The organism is Sinorhizobium arboris LMG 14919 (genome assembly GCF_000427465.1).
Classification (GTDB): Bacteria; Pseudomonadota; Alphaproteobacteria; order Rhizobiales; family Rhizobiaceae; genus Sinorhizobium; species Sinorhizobium arboris.
Genome location: NZ_ATYB01000008.1, coordinates 1 through 16,881, shown reverse-complemented (window position 1 = coordinate 16,881; position 16,881 = coordinate 1). Strand labels below are relative to the sequence as shown.

Sequence of the window (16,881 nt, the reverse complement as noted above, 5' to 3'; positions counted from 1 at the left end):
GGAGTCTTCCTAATCGTGGAAGAAGCCCTGTATCTCCTCCGGCGTGACCTTACCGTCGCGGTTGTTATCGACCTTGTCGAAAATCCGCTTGTGAATGGTGCTGATCTCCTCGAAGGAAAGGGCGCCGTCATTGTCCGCATCGGTGATGGCGAACATGATCTTCATCATCTGCCGGTGCATCATCTGCCGGTGCATCATCATGCCCCGCATCCGGTCGCGGTGGCGCATGCGATCGCCATGCATCCGGTCGCCGCGTACCATGTCCTCGCGCATCATGTCGGGCTGATCGCCTTGGATCACTCCTTCAGCGCCCCCTCGATCGCCGGGTTCCATGTCCGGTTCGATACCCTGGTCCTCGGCGGGCATTTCTCCGGCGGGCGGAATGGGATCGGGTGCCTGGGCGGCAGCGGCGGCTGCGGTGCTGATGGCCATAAGAGCAGCCAGAGCGGTCACGGCCGGAAATTTCATCGGTGACATGTGATATCCTCCTCGAGTTGTCAGGAGTGCTGCAGCGGCTGCAATGCCCTCAAACGGCACGGCAGTTTCGCCGCGGTCATGGAACAGCCGCCTGATCGCCTGCTAACTGCAAGGTCGTGGAGAGGTTCCGGTACGCGCCACTCTTCTTTCGGCGTCAAGACCGGGAGGCGCTTCTAAACCTCAATCCCATCGCGGACCGCCCGCCAGGCGGCGATGATCGCGTCCGCGGCCATTTCGCCGGCCCGGTCGTCCGTCAGCCAGGAGATGACCGAGAGCCGCATCACCTTGCGGTCGCGCCAGACGGCGCCCCCGGCGAACAGGACGCCCTCGGCCTGCAGCCGGGCGATCTCCGCCTGGGTCATCCGGTCGCCCTCCTCGCCGGGCACAGCCGCTCCGAAGCGCAGCAGGACCTGATTGAGCACCACGTCGTTCAGGACATTGATGCCGTCTTCGCCGCTCAGCCGTTCGGCAATTGCGCGCGCGACGCGGCAATGCCGGTCGACCATGGCGACAATGCCCTCGCGGCCGAGATGCTTGATCATCGCCCAGGTGGCGAAGCCGCGGGCGCGGCGCGAGAGTTCCGGCACGAAATGGCTCGGGTCCCGTTCGCCCTCGGTGCTCGGCGGCAGGTAGCTCGCGGCGATCGTCATGGCACGGCGATGCGCTTCCTGGTCGCGGATGATGGCATATCCGCAGTCGTAGGGCGTCTGCAGCCATTTATGGCCGTCGGTTGCCCAGGAGTGGGCCCCTTCGATCCCGTCGGCGAGTGCGCGCTTTCCGGGAGCGGCGCGGGCCCAGAGGCCGAATGCGCCGTCGACATGAACCCAGGCGCCCAGAGCCCGGGCAATCGGCATGATGCCGCCGAAATCGTCGAAGGCACCGGTATTGATCTGCCCTGCCTGCAGGATCGCAATACAGGGACCGGAAACCCGCGCGGCGGCTTCCGCAAAAGCCGGGGCGGTGATGCGGCCCATTTCGTCGGTCCTGACGCGGACGACGCGGTCGTGCCCGAAGCCTAGAAATTGCAGCGCCGAGAAAACCGTCGCATGCGCTTCGTCGCCGATCAGCACCGCGACCGGCGGCGCTCCGAAGAGGCCCTGCGCCTCGGCGTCCCATCCTGCCTGCCGCAGCACCTCTCCGCGCGCGGCGGCCAGGCAGATGAAATTGGCAAGCGTCGCACCGGTGGCAAAGCCGACGGAGCTCTCCCGCGGCAGGTCGAGGAGGTCGAGAAGCCAGTTGGCCGCGATCGCCTCCGCGGCGGCGGCGGCCGGCGCCGCGTGGTGGTTGCCGGCATTCTGGCCCCAGGCGCTCGTCATCCAGTCGGCCGCAACCCCGACCGGATGCGAACCGCCGATGACCCATCCGAAGAAGCGCGGCCCCGTCATCGCGTGGAGCCCCGGCTCCGCCTTGGCGGCAAGCTCGCCGATCACTTCGGTACCGGCGCTTCCCCGTTCCGGCAGAGCTTCGCGAAACGTCTCCAATGCGGCGGGGTAGGATTGCTCCGGCCGCTGCGGGGCCTCCGCGATTTTTTCGCGGAAACGCGCGGCGTGCTCCGTCGCGCGTTGAAGTACTTCGCGGGTCGCTTCCTCTTTCATGAGGTGCCTCCAGGCGTCACCTTGCGGACCGCCCGCTTCAGGCTGCCCCGCGTTCCTCTATCGGCCGGACGTTCTGGTTCATCCGGAACAGATTGAGCGGATCGTAATGCCGCTTGATCTCGACGAGCCGGCCATAGTTTGCGCCGTAGGCCGCCTCGACCCGGTCCAGCTCGTCCTCGGGCATGAAATTGACGTAGGCCGTGCCGGCGGCGTAGGGCTTTGTGGCTTCGAAGAGATGCCGCGCCCAGTCGATGCAGGCCTGGTCCATCGCCGGGTCGCGCCAGCGGCCGTGCACGTTCATGACGAAGTGCGAGCTGCGCTGCGGGAAAGCGGTCTCCTCGGGCGCAACGCGGCCGGCGGCACCGCCGACATGGCCGAGGAATATTTCGCATTCCGGGCCCGGCAATTGCCGTATGGCCTCGATGAGAATACCGATTACCTGATCGGAAAGCTCGGTGAAATCGTGGCTCTTCCAGTAGTTGCGGGCGCCTGGAGCAAGCAGGGGATCGAAGGCTTGCTGCCAGCCGACGAAGGGATGCGGCGCTACCACATCGGCGATCGGGCTGCCGATCGCCCGCAGCCCCGCCATCGCCTTCTCGCCCGCTTCGAGATCGCCGCAATAGCACATGGCGAGCACGACCACCTCCTTTCCGTGCCATTCGGCCGGAAGGAAGGGCAGCGGCGGCGCCTGGCGCATCACCACCCAGCAGGTGAGTTCGTCCGGCGCATTTTCGAGTGCCCGCCTGTACTGCTGCAGGACGCCTTCGGCTTCGGCGAAGGGATGGACGACGAGCCCGGAGAGCACCTCGGGGCCGAGTTCGTGCAGGCGGAATTCGAAGGCCGTCACGACTCCGAAATTGCCGCCGCCGCCCCTGATGGCCCAGAAAAGGTCGCGGTGCTCGGTGGGGCTCGCCCGCACCAGCTGGCCGTTCGCCGTGACCACATCGGCCGAAAGCAGGTTGTCGATCGTCAATCCGAATTTGCGCGTGATCCAGCCGAACCCGCCGCCGAGCGTCAGGCCGGAAATTCCGGTCGTCGAGTTGATGCCGGTCGGTAAAGCAAGGCGGAAGGCCTGCGTCTCCATATCCAGATCTGCAAGCGTCGCACCCGGCTCGACCCAGGCCGTCTTCGTCGTCGCATCGACCCGCACCGACTTCATCAGCGTGAGATCGATCACCATGCCGCCGTCGCAGACCGCATTGCCGGCGATGTTGTGGCCGCCGCCGCGGACCGCGACGAGTAACTGGTTCTCCGCTGCGAAGCGCACCGCATTGACGACGTCGGCAGCTCCGGCGCATTGCACGATCAGCCCGGGCCTGCGGTCGATCATGCCGTTCCAGATCGTGCGCGCCTCGTCATAGGCGGCGTCGGTCGCAATCAGGACGCGCCCGCGCAGGCGCCCGGCAAATGCCTCGATTGCCCCGGCGCTGACCATTGTTATTCCGTTTTGCAGATTGGTGAGGCTCATGTCGTTCATGATTCGCTCCTCCCACGGTGAACCATTGCCCCCAGCGGCGGGCATTCTGCGCCTTTGCCCTGCACCCGGCAAGCAGACCCGTCGCCCGCGCCCATAGTCCTTTGGGGTTAGGTTGCAGGGCGCAACACGGGCGCCCCGACACCGCAATTCTTGCAATCGCGGCTGAAATGCTCCAATGAACCGCCGGCGCGGACAATCCGCGAAACAGCGGTCGAAGGCAGTTTGGAGAGGGAAGTCGCGGCATGAAGGTGGTCATTCTCGCCGGCGGATACGGCACCCGCATTTCGGAGGAGAGCCACCTGAGGCCGAAGCCGATGATCGAGATCGGCGGGCGCCCGATCCTCTGGCATATCATGAAGATCTACAGCCATTACGGCTTTTCGGATTTCGTGATCTGCCTGGGTTACCGCGGCTACATGATCAAGGAATACTTCTCCAACTACGTTCTGCACTCATCCGACGTTAGCTTTGACCTGGCGACCGGCGAGACCACCTATCACACGAGCAGTGCGGAACCCTGGCGGGTGACGCTGGTCGATACGGGTCCGGAATCCATGACCGGCGGTCGCCTGAAGCGCGTCGCCGGCTATCTCGGCGAGACCTTCTGCCTGACCTATGGCGACGGCGTCGCCGATATCGACATCCGCGCGCTCACCGATTTCCATCACCGTCATGGCCGGGAGGCGACCGTGACGAGCGTCGTGCCGCCGGGGCGCTATGGCGCGCTCGCCATGGAAGCCGGGCAGGTCATGAGCTTCACCGAGAAGCCGGCCGGCGACAACGGCCGCATCAACGGCGGCTTCTTCGTTCTCAATCGTTCCGTGCTCGACCGCATCGAGGGAGATCACGTCGCCTTTGAGAGCGCGCCGCTCGAGGGCTTGGCGCGCGACCGGCAGCTGATGGCCTTCCCGCATGAGGGTTTCTGGCGCCCGATGGACACGCTGCGCGACAAGACCCAGCTCGAGGAGCTCTGGCAGCAAAACCGCGCGCCCTGGAAGATCTGGGCATGAGCCGTCTCGCTGATCCGGAGTTCTGGGCGGGAAAGCGTGTCCTGCTCACCGGCCATACGGGCTTCAAGGGGAGCTGGGCGGGTGTTTGGCTCGAGAAGATGGGCGCACATGTGACCGGCTATGCCCTGCCGCCGGCCTCGCGGCCGTCGCTGCATGATTTGCTGCATTCGGACGGAATCCCGCGCGGGCAATTCGGCGACATTCGCGACGGAGAGGCGCTCGCGGCGATTACAAGGAAGGGCGAGCCGGAAATCGTCCTGCATATGGCGGCGCAGCCGCTGGTGCGCGAAAGCTATGCGACGCCTGCGGAAACATTCGACGTCAACGTCATGGGCACGGTGCGGCTGCTCGAAGCGACCCGTGCGACTCCTTCCGTGAAGACCGTCCTCGTCGTGACGACCGACAAGGTCTATCGCAACGACGAGAGCGGCCGGCATTTCCGGGAGAGCGACACGCTCGGCGGGCACGACCCCTATTCGGGCTCCAAGGCCGCCTGCGAGCTTGCCGTCTCGACCTGGCGCAGCGCCTATCTGAGGGAGCGCGGCATTCGCGTCGCCACGGCGCGCGGCGGCAATGTGATCGGCGGCGGCGACTTTTCCGCCGACCGGCTGGTGCCCGATGTCGTGCGCGCTGCCCTTTCCGGCACCAGGCTCAATATCCGCAGTCCGTTGGCGACGCGCCCCTGGCAGCACGTACTCGATTGCCTCAACGGCTACTTTCTCTTTGCCGAGGCGCTCTACAGGGACGAGAGCGACGTCGATGCGCTGAACTTCGGCCCCTCGCCCTCCGAACCGGCAATCCCCGTGCGCGACGTGGCCAACGCAGTGCAGGCCGCGATGGGACTCGACCCCGAATGGGACGACGTCTCGGCGCTCGAGCAACCGCGCGAAATGCAGACGCTGGGGCTCGACCCGGCACTCGCCGGCGAGAGCCTCGCCTGGCGTCCGCGCCTCGCCCAGAAGCAGGCGATCGAGTGGACCGCGCGCTGGTACGACGGCTGGCGGCGCGGCGAAGCGGCGCGGCGGCTCATGCTCGATCAGATAGAAGCATTCACGAAAGGCCTCTGACCCAAAATGTCCCACTCCTGCCGCTTCTGCTCGACCCCGCTTGAAACCGTTGTGGCCGACCTCGGGGCGACGCCCTGGTCCAACTCGTTTCTCGAGCCGACCGACGAGGCGATCGCCCGGGAGAAGGCTTTTCCGCTGAAGGTTATGGTCTGTTCCGAATGCCTGCTCGTGCAGACCACCGAGACGGTCCCGGCCGACGAGATTTTCAACGCCGATTACCACTATCTTTCGTCCTTCTCGACGAGTTGGCTCGACCATGCGCGCCGTTATGCGGAGGCAATGACCGAACGCTTCGCTCTCGACAGCCGCTCGCAGGTCGTGGAAGTAGCATCGAACGACGGCTACCTGCTGCAGTATTTCGCGGCCAGGCAGATTCCCGTGCTCGGCGTCGAGCCCGCAGCCAACGCTGCCAGGATCGCCGAAGGCCGCAACGTGCCGACCCATGTCGCCTTCTTCGGCCGTGATACGGCCAACGCGCTCGTCGCCCGCGGCATCCGCGCCGATCTCACTGCCGCCAACAATGTTCTCGCCCACGTGCCGGATATCGCCGATTTCGTAAGCGGTTTTGCGATCCTCCTGAAGCCGGACGGCGTCGCCACCTTCGAGTTTCCGCACCTCCTCCGGCTGATCGAAGGCATTCAGTTCGACACGATCTATCACGAGCACTATTCCTACCTCTCGCTCGCCGCCGTCGAACGTATCTTCGCCGCTTGCGGGCTGAAAGTCTTCGATGTCGAGGAACTGCCGACCCATGGCGGCTCGCTGCGCGTCTACGCCCAGCCGGCGACCGGAACCAGACCGGCCACCGAACAGCTCGCGGAAGTGCGGGCCAAGGAGGAAAGCGCCGGACTCACGCAGATGCCCGCCTACGCCGCCTTCGGCGAGCGCATCGCCTCGGTCTGCGACGGTTTCCGTGCGTTTCTCACTGACGCGAAGGGTCAGAACAAGCGCGTTGCGGCTTATGGCGCGGCAGCGAAGGGAAACACCTTCCTGAACGTCTGCGGCGTCACCGCCTCAGACATCGACTTCATCGTCGACCGCAACGATCTGAAGCAGGGCAAGCTTTCGCCCGGCAGCCACATTCCGATTTACGATCCCGCCAGGATCCCGGCCGCAAAACCCGACTATGTGGTCATCCTGCCCTGGAACCTGACCGACGAGATCGTCGCCGCCCACGGCTATATCCGCTCCTGGGGGGGCCGCTTCGTCGTCGCCATTCCCGAAGTGCGGGTGATCTGAGCCTGACTGCCAGCACCCCATCCCTAATCGGCCAGGCTGCCCGATCGCTTCCGGTATTCCGACGGGCTGCATCCCACCAGATCCTGGAACTGGGTCGACAGGTGAAAGGCCGAGCTAAATCCGAGCAAGGCGGCAATTTCCTTGATCGGCTTGTCCGTATTCGTCAGGATATCCTGTGTCCGTCGGATCCTGAGCGCCATCTGGTGCTGCTTGGGTGAGATGCCGGCCTTCTCCTTGAATACCCTTCGGAAATAGGAATAGCTGACACCGAGCTCCCGGGCGATTTCCTCTACCGGCATCTGGTTCGCGCAGCGTTCCATCAAGAGCACGCGCGCCCGTTCGACCAGCCGGTCCGCAGGAGCAGCCGAGGCGCCTTCCTGTTGCTGCGAGAGAAGCGCCAGCAATTGCAGCCCGAGCGTCGACAGGACCGGCTGGTTCTTCAGACCGTCTTCGACGGCACGCTCGTGAATCGCTTCGAAAATGGCGTCGAAATCCGGTCCCGAGGGCAAAACGGGGCGCGCAGGGTCGATAAGGCCGATCGCCCGCGCAAAGTCGAATGCGGCGCTTCGGCACTCTATCCAGTTCTCGGTCCAGCCCAGCTCCGGATCCGGAGCGAACCGGTGCCAGACGCCGGGAAACAGAAGGACTATCGATCCGCCTTCCACCAGTTGCGTTTTCCCGCGCCGCCCGAATTCGAACATGCCCCGCCCGTCCGAGATCAGGATCACCTGATAGGCTTGGAGAATCCTCCCTCTTTTCCAATCGAAGTGATGGTCGTCCGGATGACGTATCGGCGGATAGATCGAATGCGGAGGTATTTTCGTATGCCCGGTCGATACTGTCGTGCACCCCCAGGCCGAACATAGTCGATTGTCGGGCAGATAGAGGAAATAGTTCTCCGCCAACGGCATCCCCTCAGGATCATTTTTTGTATGCTTCTGATCATTTTTGCGGAAAAGACCATGATGTCAATCCGCATGGCCGATGCTAGGGTTTACCCGGGGATGAAATCTGGGCGGTCCGGCAACGGAAGCCGCCATGGCCGCAGGGAGAGCGCGGCCCTCGGAGGAGATATGATGGACCGATCGCCGCACGGGGCGGCAGGCGCAGGCCTGCTGCCGGACCATGATCTATGCCTGGCGTTTGCGGGGCGCGCATGACGGATCGGATCCTGAAGGTCGGCCTCTTCGGCATCGGATTGTCCACTTACTGGCCCCAGTTCGAAGGCCTGGAGGATCGGCTCACAGGCTATGTCGGACAAATGGCCGAGAAACTGGGCCGGCCCGACATCGAAGTGGTGAACCTCGGCCTCATCGACACTGCCGAGGCAGCATACGACGCCGGCCACCGTTTTCGCGAGGCCGATGTCGACATCATATTCCTTCACGTCACCACCTATGCCCTCTCGTCCACCGTTCTGCCCGTGGTCCGGCGAGCCCGCGTGCCGGTGGTGATCCTCAATCTTCAGCCTGCAGCCGCGATCGAGTACCGGAGCTTCAATGCGCTCGGCGACAGGACGAGGATGACCGGTGACTGGCTCGCCCACTGCGGAGCCTGCCCGGTGCCCGAAATCGCCAATGTGTTCCGGCGGTCGGGCGTCGCGTTCCATCAGATCACGGGCATGCTCAACGGCGATCCGCATGTCGACCGGGAGATCGGCGACTGGATCGACGCAGCGCGGGTCGCCCACGTCATGGCACATAACCGCCTGGGCCTGATGGGCCGGTACTATAACGGCATGCTCGACATCTATTCCGACCTGACCGCTCAAGCGGCCGCCTTTGGAACCCACATCGAAATCGTCGAGATCGACGAGCTCGCGCGGCTCCGACGCGAGACGACCGAGGCGGAGGTCGAGCTTTGCCTCGAAAAGATCCGGAGCGAGTTCGACATCCAGCCCGACTGCGATCCCGCCGAACTGCACCGGGCAGCGCACACCGCCGTGGCCCTGCGCAAACTTGCCGAGCAGAAAAAGCTCGGCTCGCTCGCATACTATTACGAGTCGGTGGCGGGGCACGAATACGAGGATCTCATCGCATCGGTGATCGTCGGCTGCTCGCTTCTGACGGCGGAAGGCATTCCGGTCGCGGGCGAATACGAGATCAAGAACGCCCAGGCGATGAAGATCATGGACACCTTCGGCGCGGGCGGATCCTTCACCGAATATTACGCCATGGACTTCAACGAGGACGTCGTCCTCATGGGGCATGACGGACCGGGGCACATCAGGGTCGCGGAAGGCAAAACCAAGATACGTCCCCTCAAGGTTTATCACGGCAAGGTCGGCTCCGGCGTCAGCGTGGAAATGTCCGTCAGGCATGGCCCCGTGACGCTTCTTTCCGTGATCGAGCGCGAGGGCCGGGTCATTCTTTTATGTGCGGAGGGGCAATCCGTGCCTGGTCCGGTTCTCGAGATCGGCAACACCAACAGCCGCTACAGGTTCGATGTCGGCGCGCGCCGTTTCGTGGAGGACTGGAACGCGCAGGGACCGGCGCATCACTGCGCCGTCGGCGTCGGTCACATCGCCGGCAAGATCGCAAAGCTCGGCGAACTTCTCGGTCTGCAAGTGGTCCAGGTGTGCTGAACGGACAAATCCGGGAGCGCCGCAACTCGAGATGCGCGAAAAACCTATAGTCAACAGGTGAGGAGGACCTGAAATGCCTGCAGAAAAATCAATGAATTTTATCCGGGCGCGCCGGCTGATCGGCCTGTTCTTTGCCGTCACCATGGGGCTGGCAAGCCCGATGGCTACCGCGGCGGAGATCAATCTGAACGCACCAGCCCCGACCTTTCCTCCCGAGATCGCCAAATTCCAGGCGATCGAGCCCGGCAGTGCCGAAGGTCTGACGATCGGATTCACCCAGCTCATTCTCGGCGTGCCCTTCCCGGATGCACTTCAGGCCGGCATGGAGAAGGCTGCCGAGACGGCCGGCTTCAAGCTGGTCACCTGCGACTCCAAGCTCGACGCAGCGACGGCACTCAACTGCGCCCGCCAGTTCAAGACCCAGAATGTCGACGGCCTCGTCACCTTTCAGGCGGACGCCGCCGCTGCCGCCAACATCTGCGCCGAGGGCCCGCAGGTGCCGGTCATCGCCATCGACATCGAACAGAAACCTTGCGAAACGGCGTTCGTCGGGGCCGCCAATTCCTATGCCGGCGAGATTGTCGGCCACGAGCTGGGCATGCACTTCGCCAAAAACTTCAACTGCGAGTACGACGCCTTCGTCTCGCTGGAATCGACGGCCGTCGGCGTCGTCAACGACCAGCGCATGGGCGGCATCCGCAAGGCATTCGAAGCTGTGTGCGGGCCGGTGCAGAACCTTCGCATCATCGACACCGGTGCCGGCGGACAGGCCGATGCGGCGCAGCGCCAGTTCACCGACACGTTGACGGCCCTTCCAGGCGCCACCAAGGTCATCACGGTCGGCATCAACGAGGACGTCGTCATCGCCGCCCTTGCGGCGGCGCGCACCCAGGGCCGCAACCAGGACCTCTATCTCGGCGTCCAGAATTTCGACCCGGACAATTGCCAGATCTGGACCGCGCCGCATTTTATCGCGACCGCCGCCTATTTTCCCGAGCGGTATGCCGAACTGATCGTTCCGAACCTGGTAAGGGCTATCAAAGGCGAGACGATCAACCGGCAGATTCTCGTTCCGCACGAACTGATCACGCCGGAGAACATCTCCAAGGTCTATCCGGAGTTTGCCTGCAAATGACGGCGGATTTCCTCGCCGTACGCGGCATCAGGAAATCGTTCGGCCCGATCGAGGTCCTCCATGGCGTGGACCTCGATCTGCCGGCAGGAACGATTACCGCCCTTCTGGGGGAGAACGGCGCCGGCAAGTCCACATTCGTGCGGATCCTGGCCGGAGACCACATGCCCGACAGCGGCACGATTTCCGTGGACGGCGCCGCTGCCTCCTTTCGCGGTGTGGGAGATGCGCGCGCGGCGGGCATCCGTTTGATCGCCCAGGAGATCGCCGATGCGCCGACGCTCTCGGTGGCGGAGAACATCCTGCTCGGTGCGTGGCCGACGCGGGCCGGGCTCGTCGATTACCGGGCCATGCGCGAACTGGCACGGCAGGCGCTGGAAATGCTTGGCACGGACCTTCCGCTGGAGGCGAAGGTCGCCTCTCTGCGGCTGGGCGAGCGGCAGATCATCGAGATCGCCCGCTCCACGATTGGCGCATCGAAATGCATTATCTTCGACGAGGCGACTGCGGCCCTGTCGGACGCGGAGGCACGCAAACTCTTCCAGTTGATCCGGCGTCTTGCGGGACGCGGCGTCGCCATCCTCTACATCACCCATCGGCTCGACGAAGTGTTCGCGCTTTCCGACCGGGTGTGCGTGCTGCGCGACGGCCGCGTTTCCCTCGATCGTGCGACGGCCGAGGTCACTCAGGATCAGGTCATAGAGGCCATGGTGGGCCGCGCGGTCGCTCATGCCCGACATGCCGTACCGCCATCGACCGCCGCTCCTCCGGTGCTGGAGGCAATCGGGCTGGGGTCAGCTTCCTTTTCAGACGTTTCCTTTGCATTGCGCCCGGGAGAGATACTCGGCGTGTACGGCAAAGTCGGCTCGGGCCTTCAGGAATTGTCGAGCTCGCTGGTCGGCGCGCACGTCTTCAACGAAGGAAGACTGTATGTGGAAGGCTCGCCGAGGCACTTCCGGCACCCGGCGGACGCGATTGCGGCTGGCATAGGCCATCTATCGGCGGATCGTGCCGCCGACGGCCTGCTTCGCACGATGACGCTTGCGGAAAACCTTTCAGCTCCCAGCTGGGGCCGCCTGGCCAGGCGCGGCTTCGTGAACCGCCGCAAGCTGCGCCAGGCCTATGGCCGCTGGCATCGCACGTTGCACATCAAGGCCGACGCTTCCGGCGAACAACTGATCACCGAACTGTCCGGCGGCAACCAGCAGAAGGTTCTGCTAGGCCGGTGGCTGGAAGCCGGATCGAAGATCCTCGTGCTGAGCGAACCGACCCGCGGCGTCGACGTCGGCGCCCGCCAGGAAATCTACCGCGTGCTCGCCGGACTGGCTGCCAAGGGCCACGCCATCGTCGTCGCCACCTCGGATTACGAGGACATCACGGCCGTTGCCAGCCGTGCGCTGGTCATGGTGCGCGGACGAATGGTCGCGGAGATCCCGCACGAGCGCATTTCGACTGAAGCCCTGACTGAAGCCGCAGGAGGCGGTGTCCATGCCTGACAACCTTCAATCCGATATCCTTCCCATGGCCGATCTGGAGCGCAGCCGAAACAGGGCGGCAGTTCGGAAGGCGCCGGAATCGGCCGCCCTGCTCGCATTCCTTGTCGCGGAGATCATCTTCTTCTCGCTGAGTTCACCCTACTTCCTGACGTGGGGAAACTGGGTCAATGTCTTCACCGCGCTCTCGATCACCGGCGTTCTTGCCGCGGGAGGCACAATGCTTCTGATTGCGGGCCAGTTCGACCTGTCGGTCGGTAGCGGCGTCGCCTTCGTCGCCCTCGTGCTCGCCTTGACTATCGAGAGCCTGGGCGTTCTGCCGGCCAGCGTGCTTGCGATGCTCGTCGGCGTCTGCATAGGCCTGATCAACGGCTTTCTCGTGACGAAAATCGGTGTCAACGCGCTTATCACGACGCTCGGGACGCTCGCCATCTTTCGCGGCCTCACCCAATCCATCGGCGGTGGCAGGAATATCCCGATCGCCAATTTCGACTGGGCTATCTGGCGACCATTCCTGAACATCCCGCTCTCGGCGCTGGTCTTCCTGATCGTGGCAATCATGGTCGGCATCGTGCTCAGGCGCTCCGTCTTCGGGCGCTCGCTCTATGCGATCGGCGCGAACGAAAACGCCGCCCGCCTCGTCGGCATCAGGACGAAGGGCGTGGTGTTCGCAGGCTTTCTTCTCTCAGGTGCGTTCATCGGGCTCGGCGGTCTCATCAGCGCCTCGCAGCTCGGCTCGACATCCGGAACCACGGGCCTCGGACTGGAGCTTGCCGTCGTCACGGCCGTCATTCTCGGAGGCACCTCGCTGAAAGGCGGGACCGGCACCATGTTCGGTACGGTAATCGGCCTGTTGATCGTCGGCGTTCTCAACAATGGCCTGACGCTGATGAACGTCAACTCGTCCTGGCAGCAGGCCGCCACGGGCTTGCTGTTGATCCTCGCGGTCTCTTTCGACCAGCTCCGCCAGCGCCTCGTCCGCGGACGGTGAAAATGTTGGCCACCCAACCGACGATTCGCCTGCTCGACAATGTCGACGTCCCGATGCGCGACGGCGTAAGGCTGAAGACCGACGTCTGGCTGCCCGCGACGGAAGAGCCGTGTCCCGTCCTGCTCCAGCGAACGCCGTATCGCCGCGAGACGCCGTTCGGCTCCCAGCACATTTCCGCCTTGGAGTTCCAGACAGCCCTAAGACGCGGCTATGCCGTTGTCGTGCAGGATACGCGCGGGCGCTACAGCTCGGAAGGCGATTTCATACCCTTTCGGGCCGAGGCGAGCGACGGGGCGGATACTATCAGCTGGCTTCGCATGCAGCCGTTCTGCAATGGCTCGGTTGCGATGTTCGGCGCCTCCTATGTCGGTGCGACGCAAATACTCGCTCTTGCGGAAGACCCGGCAGGACTGAAAGCGATCGCGCCGCAGCTGACCACGGCCCGCCACGGCGAAACCTGGATGTATCGCGGTGGAGCCGTGGAACTCGCCTTCCTATTGCTTTGGGTGATCGAATCCCTCGGCCCGGATCATCTGCAGCGTCGTATCGCCTCCTTGCCGGCAGACATGCGCGAGCGTGCCCAGGCTTTATTGCAGACGCTGCAGAAGGATCCTTTTGCAGGCTTCGAACGTCTTCCGGTCCTCGATGGCGCGATCATCGAGCTTGCGCCATACCTTGCGGACTGGCTCGATCCGAAAGCGATCGCCGCCGAGGACTGCCGTCCCGGATGGCTGCAGAAAAGCCGTGCGGCGCTGCTCGTCGTCGGCGGCTGGAACGACATCTTCGTGGAAGGGTCGATCGAGCTTTTCGAGAAGGCCCGATCGCGCTGGTCAGGAGGCGGATACATGCCCGACCGCCTCATCATCGGTCCCTGGTCGCACGGCAACCCGACCGATTGGCAGGGCCGGGAGTGGCTCGGTTATGCGGCCTCGACCATCGATCTGCCCGAGGAAACGCTGAACTTCTTCGAGAGCACGCTCAACGAGCGAGAACCGGCATCCCCCGTGGTGCGCTACTTCCGCTCCGGATCCAACACCTGGCACGCCGCGCCCGACTGGCCCCTTCCGGACAGCATTGAGGTGTCGCTCTTTCTCGACAGCAGCCGGTCTTCGCTCGGCTCCGCGCCTGCCGGGGAGGCGAGCGCTGCCTTCATCTCCGACCCATTGAAGCCGGTTCCCACCGCCGGTGGCGCCACGTTTCTCCCGGGCCTTCTGCTCGGCCGCAACTCCGGCCCGGTAGAGCAGGCCGCGATCGAAGCGCGCGACGACGTCGTGATATTCACCGGCCAGCCGCTCGGAGAAGATCTGGAGGTTACGGGACTGGTCAGAGCACGCCTCTGGGTATCGTCCTCAGCCGCAAGCTGTGACTGGACGGCACGGCTCTGCGAAGTCGGCCCGGATGGCAGGAGTTCCGGTATCGTGGACGGCATCCTGCGCTGGTCCCGTTCGAGACAAGCGGGCGGCGAACCCGAAGAAGTCGTCGTGCGCCTCGGTCACATCAGCCGCCTGTTCCGCAAGGGATACCGGCTCCGGCTGCAGATCGCCTCGTCGAACTTTCCACGCTTCGACCGCAATCCGCAGTCCGGCATCCCGTCCACCCTGGCGAGAGCCTCCGATTTCATCATTGCAGAACAGCGCATCTTCTCAGGCGAGGCTTTCCCAAGCCGCCTCCTCCTTCCGGTGGTGACCGCCAGCTATCCGCAGGCGAGAACGCTGTCGGCACTGGGGAGTTGAGGTTCGGCGAGTTGGGGCTGATGCCCGGACGAACTCGGCAAGCATGACCGCCAACTGCGCGGCGAGGTTCTTTTTCGTCGTGCTGACCCGCGCATAACCATGGATCGCCATGAAAACGTCACATCCGGTTCTGTGTCGGTTCTTCTCCTAAGCTTCCAGACCCGCTTTGCGGCTTTCGATCGCCGAGACTATCCGGAAACCGATGCTGCGGAACGGTTCCGGGGCAATCAGACTGGCCGTTCCCATCGCGCTGCTGATCTTCGCCGGATTCCCGATACCCAGCATCAGCTCGGCGAGGTGCCGTCCCAACATCGTCCCTTTTGCAATTCCGCTGCCATTGCAGCCTCCGGACGCAAAAAGCCCCTCTTCGAGCTTACCCCACCAGGGCGCTCCATTCATCGTGAAGGCTGTGGCTCCTCCCCAGACATACTCCAGTTCCACGTGCCTCAATCCCGGCCACCTCCTGATAAAGCGGTCGCGCAATTTTGCGGAGACTTCGTCAATGGGCACCTCGTGCTCGTGAGCATAGAGCGAGCGCACCATGAGACGATCGCGCCCGATGCGTCGCAACGTCGTGCCAAGTCGATGAGAAGGCAGGAGACCCCATGCCGGAGATTGGCCGAGATGGTCCAGCTCAGTCTCTGCAACCGGGTGGGTCACCGCGGCATAGGTGAAGATCGTGGTCATGCGGCACTTGAGGTAACCGAAACGCCGGATGAATCCGTTGTTCGCGAGGGCCACACTTCGGGCGCGCACCACTCCGCCGTCGGTCAGGAGTTCCCAGCTTCCGCCGTTTCGCTTCAATCGTCGGACCGATGTATTCTCGTAGAGGGCGACGTTCTCGGGGAGGGCATCGGCCAGACCGCGAATAAGTGCGGCCGGCTGCAGCAGATAGGTATCGTTCAAGTAGATGCCGAAGCGATAATATTCCGATCCGATCCGCTCGGCTATTTCATTCCTGCCCAACACGGTGTGACTGATTCCGTTGAGCTTTGCGACTTCTGCGACCTGCCTCAACGAGGCTTCGCCGGCTTCGGTCGCCGCAGCGCGAATCGATCCGACCTTCTGGAGATCGCATTCGATGCCGGCACGTGCAATTATGCCTGCGAGCCAGTCGAAAGCTTCCCTCATCAGAGCCGTTTGACGGCGTGCTTTCTCGGCGCCGGCCAGGGTGACGGTGCGGGGCAGCACTTCAGACCCGGTAAAACCGGAATTTCGGGCGGAAGATCCTTCGCCGACGGACGATGCCTCAAACACCGCAATCCTTGCCTGCGGATCGAGCTCATGGAGCCGGCGCGCGATCGCCAGACCGGTGTAGCCGGCGCCGACGATCACATAATCGACGGTAAGGTCATTCTTTAGCGCGGAGCGGGGCGTACGCATCGCCAGCATGCGGTTCCAGCCACAGGGGGTGGAATAGTTCGGGAAAATCTCTTTGAACATAATAGGTTCATCACATTTGAAATGGGCTGCGGTTGCCCGCAGCCCGTGGATCGTCATTCCGTGAAGTGGGTGAGTTCGGTTACCAGCGGCCCGAGCGACATCGAACCTTTGAACTCGAAGCCCCAATCCAGGTTCTTCCGCCGGGCCCAAACACCCGAAGTTTCGGTCATCGGAATTCCGCAGACTGCCTCGAGGATCAGCCGCTGCGCTTCATGCCACAGCTCGAGTTGCTTTTCCGGATCGGTTTCAACACGAGCCGCCTCGATCTGCTTGTCGGCCACATCGCAATGGCTGAAGTTCGTCACCGCAGCGGGCGATCCGATTGCGCTTTTTGAATGGAAGAACTGAGTGAGGTAGACGTCCGCGACAGGAAAGCGGGCAGCGCCATAGGTGACGAGCGGACTCAGGTCCTGACGAATCATCTGGTGCCAGGTGGCGTGTTCTACCGGCTGCAGTTCCAGCTTGAAGCCCGACTCCTGAAGTTGGGCCTGCAGAATCTGATTCGAAGATTCGTAGCTCGGCAACTGGCTTGAGATCATTTTGACCGAGATGCCGTCTGGATAGCCGGCCTCGGCCAGCAGCGCCTTTGCCTTTTCCGCATCGAACGCCACATTGCCGTTGTCCTCGGTGTAACCGAGAT

Annotated in this window: 14 protein-coding genes; 8 read left to right on the top strand and 6 right to left on the bottom strand. The window is 63.7% G+C overall.

What is annotated here, in order from left to right; genetic code table 11:
• Window positions 1–9: 9 nt before the first annotated feature.
• The 3 genes from SINAR_RS0100840 to SINAR_RS0100830 all read right to left on the bottom strand — a co-directional run bounded on the left by SINAR_RS0100840 (window position 10) and on the right by SINAR_RS0100830 (window position 3,549).
• Window positions 10–477, bottom strand: a complete 468-nt coding sequence (locus tag SINAR_RS0100840) for a PLC family EF-hand domain-containing protein (protein ID WP_027997269.1) — start codon at window positions 475–477, stop codon at window positions 10–12.
• Window positions 478–650: 173 nt separating this feature from the next.
• Entirely contained in the window at window positions 651–2,072 is a 1,422-nt protein-coding gene (locus SINAR_RS0100835) for a pyridoxal phosphate-dependent decarboxylase family protein (protein WP_027997268.1), read from the bottom strand.
• A gap of 37 nt (window positions 2,073–2,109) precedes the next feature.
• Entirely contained in the window at window positions 2,110–3,549 is a 1,440-nt protein-coding gene (locus tag SINAR_RS0100830; RefSeq protein ID WP_027997267.1) for an FAD-binding oxidoreductase, read from the bottom strand.
• A 242-nt stretch (window positions 3,550–3,791) separates the two neighbouring features.
• Between SINAR_RS0100830 and rfbF the strand changes: the two genes are divergently transcribed.
• From rfbF to SINAR_RS0100815, 3 genes are read left to right on the top strand one after another with little or no spacing between them, the layout of a single operon-like run.
• Window positions 3,792–4,559, top strand: coding sequence for a glucose-1-phosphate cytidylyltransferase (gene rfbF / locus SINAR_RS0100825; RefSeq protein ID WP_027997266.1), 768 nt, complete (start codon window positions 3,792–3,794; stop codon window positions 4,557–4,559).
• Window positions 4,556–5,626, top strand: coding sequence for a CDP-glucose 4,6-dehydratase (rfbG, locus tag SINAR_RS0100820; protein WP_027997265.1), 1,071 nt, complete (start codon window positions 4,556–4,558; stop codon window positions 5,624–5,626). The genes rfbF and rfbG overlap by 4 nt, the downstream gene beginning before the upstream one ends.
• Before the next feature lie 6 nt (window positions 5,627–5,632).
• Entirely contained in the window at window positions 5,633–6,865 is a 1,233-nt protein-coding gene (locus tag SINAR_RS0100815; protein ID WP_027997264.1) for a class I SAM-dependent methyltransferase, read from the top strand.
• 23 nt (window positions 6,866–6,888) lie between these two features.
• Here the strand turns inward: SINAR_RS0100815 and SINAR_RS0100810 are convergent, their stop codons facing one another.
• Window positions 6,889–7,776 carry a helix-turn-helix domain-containing protein gene (locus tag SINAR_RS0100810; protein WP_027997263.1) on the bottom strand — a complete coding sequence of 296 codons (888 nt, stop codon included), beginning with the start codon at window positions 7,774–7,776 and terminating at the stop codon, window positions 6,889–6,891.
• 245 nt (window positions 7,777–8,021) lie between these two features.
• On the opposite strand from SINAR_RS0100810, the gene SINAR_RS0100800 reads away from it, so the two are divergent.
• The 5 genes from SINAR_RS0100800 (at window position 8,022) to SINAR_RS0100780 (ending at window position 14,798) form a co-directional block, all read left to right on the top strand.
• Window positions 8,022–9,449 carry an arabinose isomerase gene (locus SINAR_RS0100800; RefSeq protein ID WP_027997261.1) on the top strand — a complete coding sequence of 476 codons (1,428 nt, stop codon included), beginning with the start codon at window positions 8,022–8,024 and terminating at the stop codon, window positions 9,447–9,449.
• 91 nt (window positions 9,450–9,540) lie between these two features.
• Window positions 9,541–10,584 (top strand): sugar ABC transporter substrate-binding protein, encoded by a 1,044-nt coding sequence (locus SINAR_RS0100795; RefSeq protein ID WP_234710555.1) that lies wholly within the window; start codon window positions 9,541–9,543, stop codon window positions 10,582–10,584.
• Window positions 10,581–12,077, top strand: coding sequence for a sugar ABC transporter ATP-binding protein (locus SINAR_RS0100790; RefSeq protein WP_027997259.1), 1,497 nt, complete (start codon window positions 10,581–10,583; stop codon window positions 12,075–12,077). The genes SINAR_RS0100795 and SINAR_RS0100790 overlap by 4 nt, the downstream gene beginning before the upstream one ends.
• Window positions 12,070–13,065 carry an ABC transporter permease gene (locus SINAR_RS0100785; RefSeq protein WP_027997258.1) on the top strand — a complete coding sequence of 332 codons (996 nt, stop codon included), beginning with the start codon at window positions 12,070–12,072 and terminating at the stop codon, window positions 13,063–13,065. The genes SINAR_RS0100790 and SINAR_RS0100785 overlap by 8 nt, the downstream gene beginning before the upstream one ends.
• Before the next feature lie 2 nt (window positions 13,066–13,067).
• Window positions 13,068–14,798 (top strand): CocE/NonD family hydrolase, encoded by a 1,731-nt coding sequence (locus SINAR_RS0100780; protein WP_027997257.1) that lies wholly within the window; start codon window positions 13,068–13,070, stop codon window positions 14,796–14,798.
• 147 nt (window positions 14,799–14,945) lie between these two features.
• On the opposite strand, the gene SINAR_RS0100775 is transcribed toward SINAR_RS0100780, so the two are convergent.
• Window positions 14,946–16,241, bottom strand: coding sequence for an NAD(P)/FAD-dependent oxidoreductase (locus SINAR_RS0100775; RefSeq protein WP_027997256.1), 1,296 nt, complete (start codon window positions 16,239–16,241; stop codon window positions 14,946–14,948).
• 53 nt (window positions 16,242–16,294) lie between these two features.
• Window positions 16,295–16,881 (bottom strand): ABC transporter substrate-binding protein (locus SINAR_RS0100770; RefSeq protein ID WP_027997255.1); only part of this gene is annotated, 587 nt, incomplete at its 5' end.

Coding starts and splice junctions, on each gene's coding strand:
- SINAR_RS0100840 (WP_027997269.1), bottom strand. CDS start 477: ATGTCACCGATGAAATTTCCGGCCGTGACCGCTCTGGCTGCTCTTATG.
- SINAR_RS0100835 (WP_027997268.1), bottom strand. CDS start 2,072: ATGAAAGAGGAAGCGACCCGCGAAGTACTTCAACGCGCGACGGAGCAC.
- SINAR_RS0100830 (WP_027997267.1), bottom strand. CDS start 3,549: ATGAACGACATGAGCCTCACCAATCTGCAAAACGGAATAACAATGGTC.
- rfbF (WP_027997266.1), top strand. CDS start 3,792: ATGAAGGTGGTCATTCTCGCCGGCGGATACGGCACCCGCATTTCGGAG.
- rfbG (WP_027997265.1), top strand. CDS start 4,556: ATGAGCCGTCTCGCTGATCCGGAGTTCTGGGCGGGAAAGCGTGTCCTG.
- SINAR_RS0100815 (WP_027997264.1), top strand. CDS start 5,633: ATGTCCCACTCCTGCCGCTTCTGCTCGACCCCGCTTGAAACCGTTGTG.
- SINAR_RS0100810 (WP_027997263.1), bottom strand. CDS start 7,776: ATGCCGTTGGCGGAGAACTATTTCCTCTATCTGCCCGACAATCGACTA.
- SINAR_RS0100800 (WP_027997261.1), top strand. CDS start 8,022: ATGACGGATCGGATCCTGAAGGTCGGCCTCTTCGGCATCGGATTGTCC.
- SINAR_RS0100795 (WP_234710555.1), top strand. CDS start 9,541: ATGAATTTTATCCGGGCGCGCCGGCTGATCGGCCTGTTCTTTGCCGTC.
- SINAR_RS0100790 (WP_027997259.1), top strand. CDS start 10,581: ATGACGGCGGATTTCCTCGCCGTACGCGGCATCAGGAAATCGTTCGGC.
- SINAR_RS0100785 (WP_027997258.1), top strand. CDS start 12,070: ATGCCTGACAACCTTCAATCCGATATCCTTCCCATGGCCGATCTGGAG.
- SINAR_RS0100780 (WP_027997257.1), top strand. CDS start 13,068: ATGTTGGCCACCCAACCGACGATTCGCCTGCTCGACAATGTCGACGTC.
- SINAR_RS0100775 (WP_027997256.1), bottom strand. CDS start 16,241: ATGTTCAAAGAGATTTTCCCGAACTATTCCACCCCCTGTGGCTGGAAC.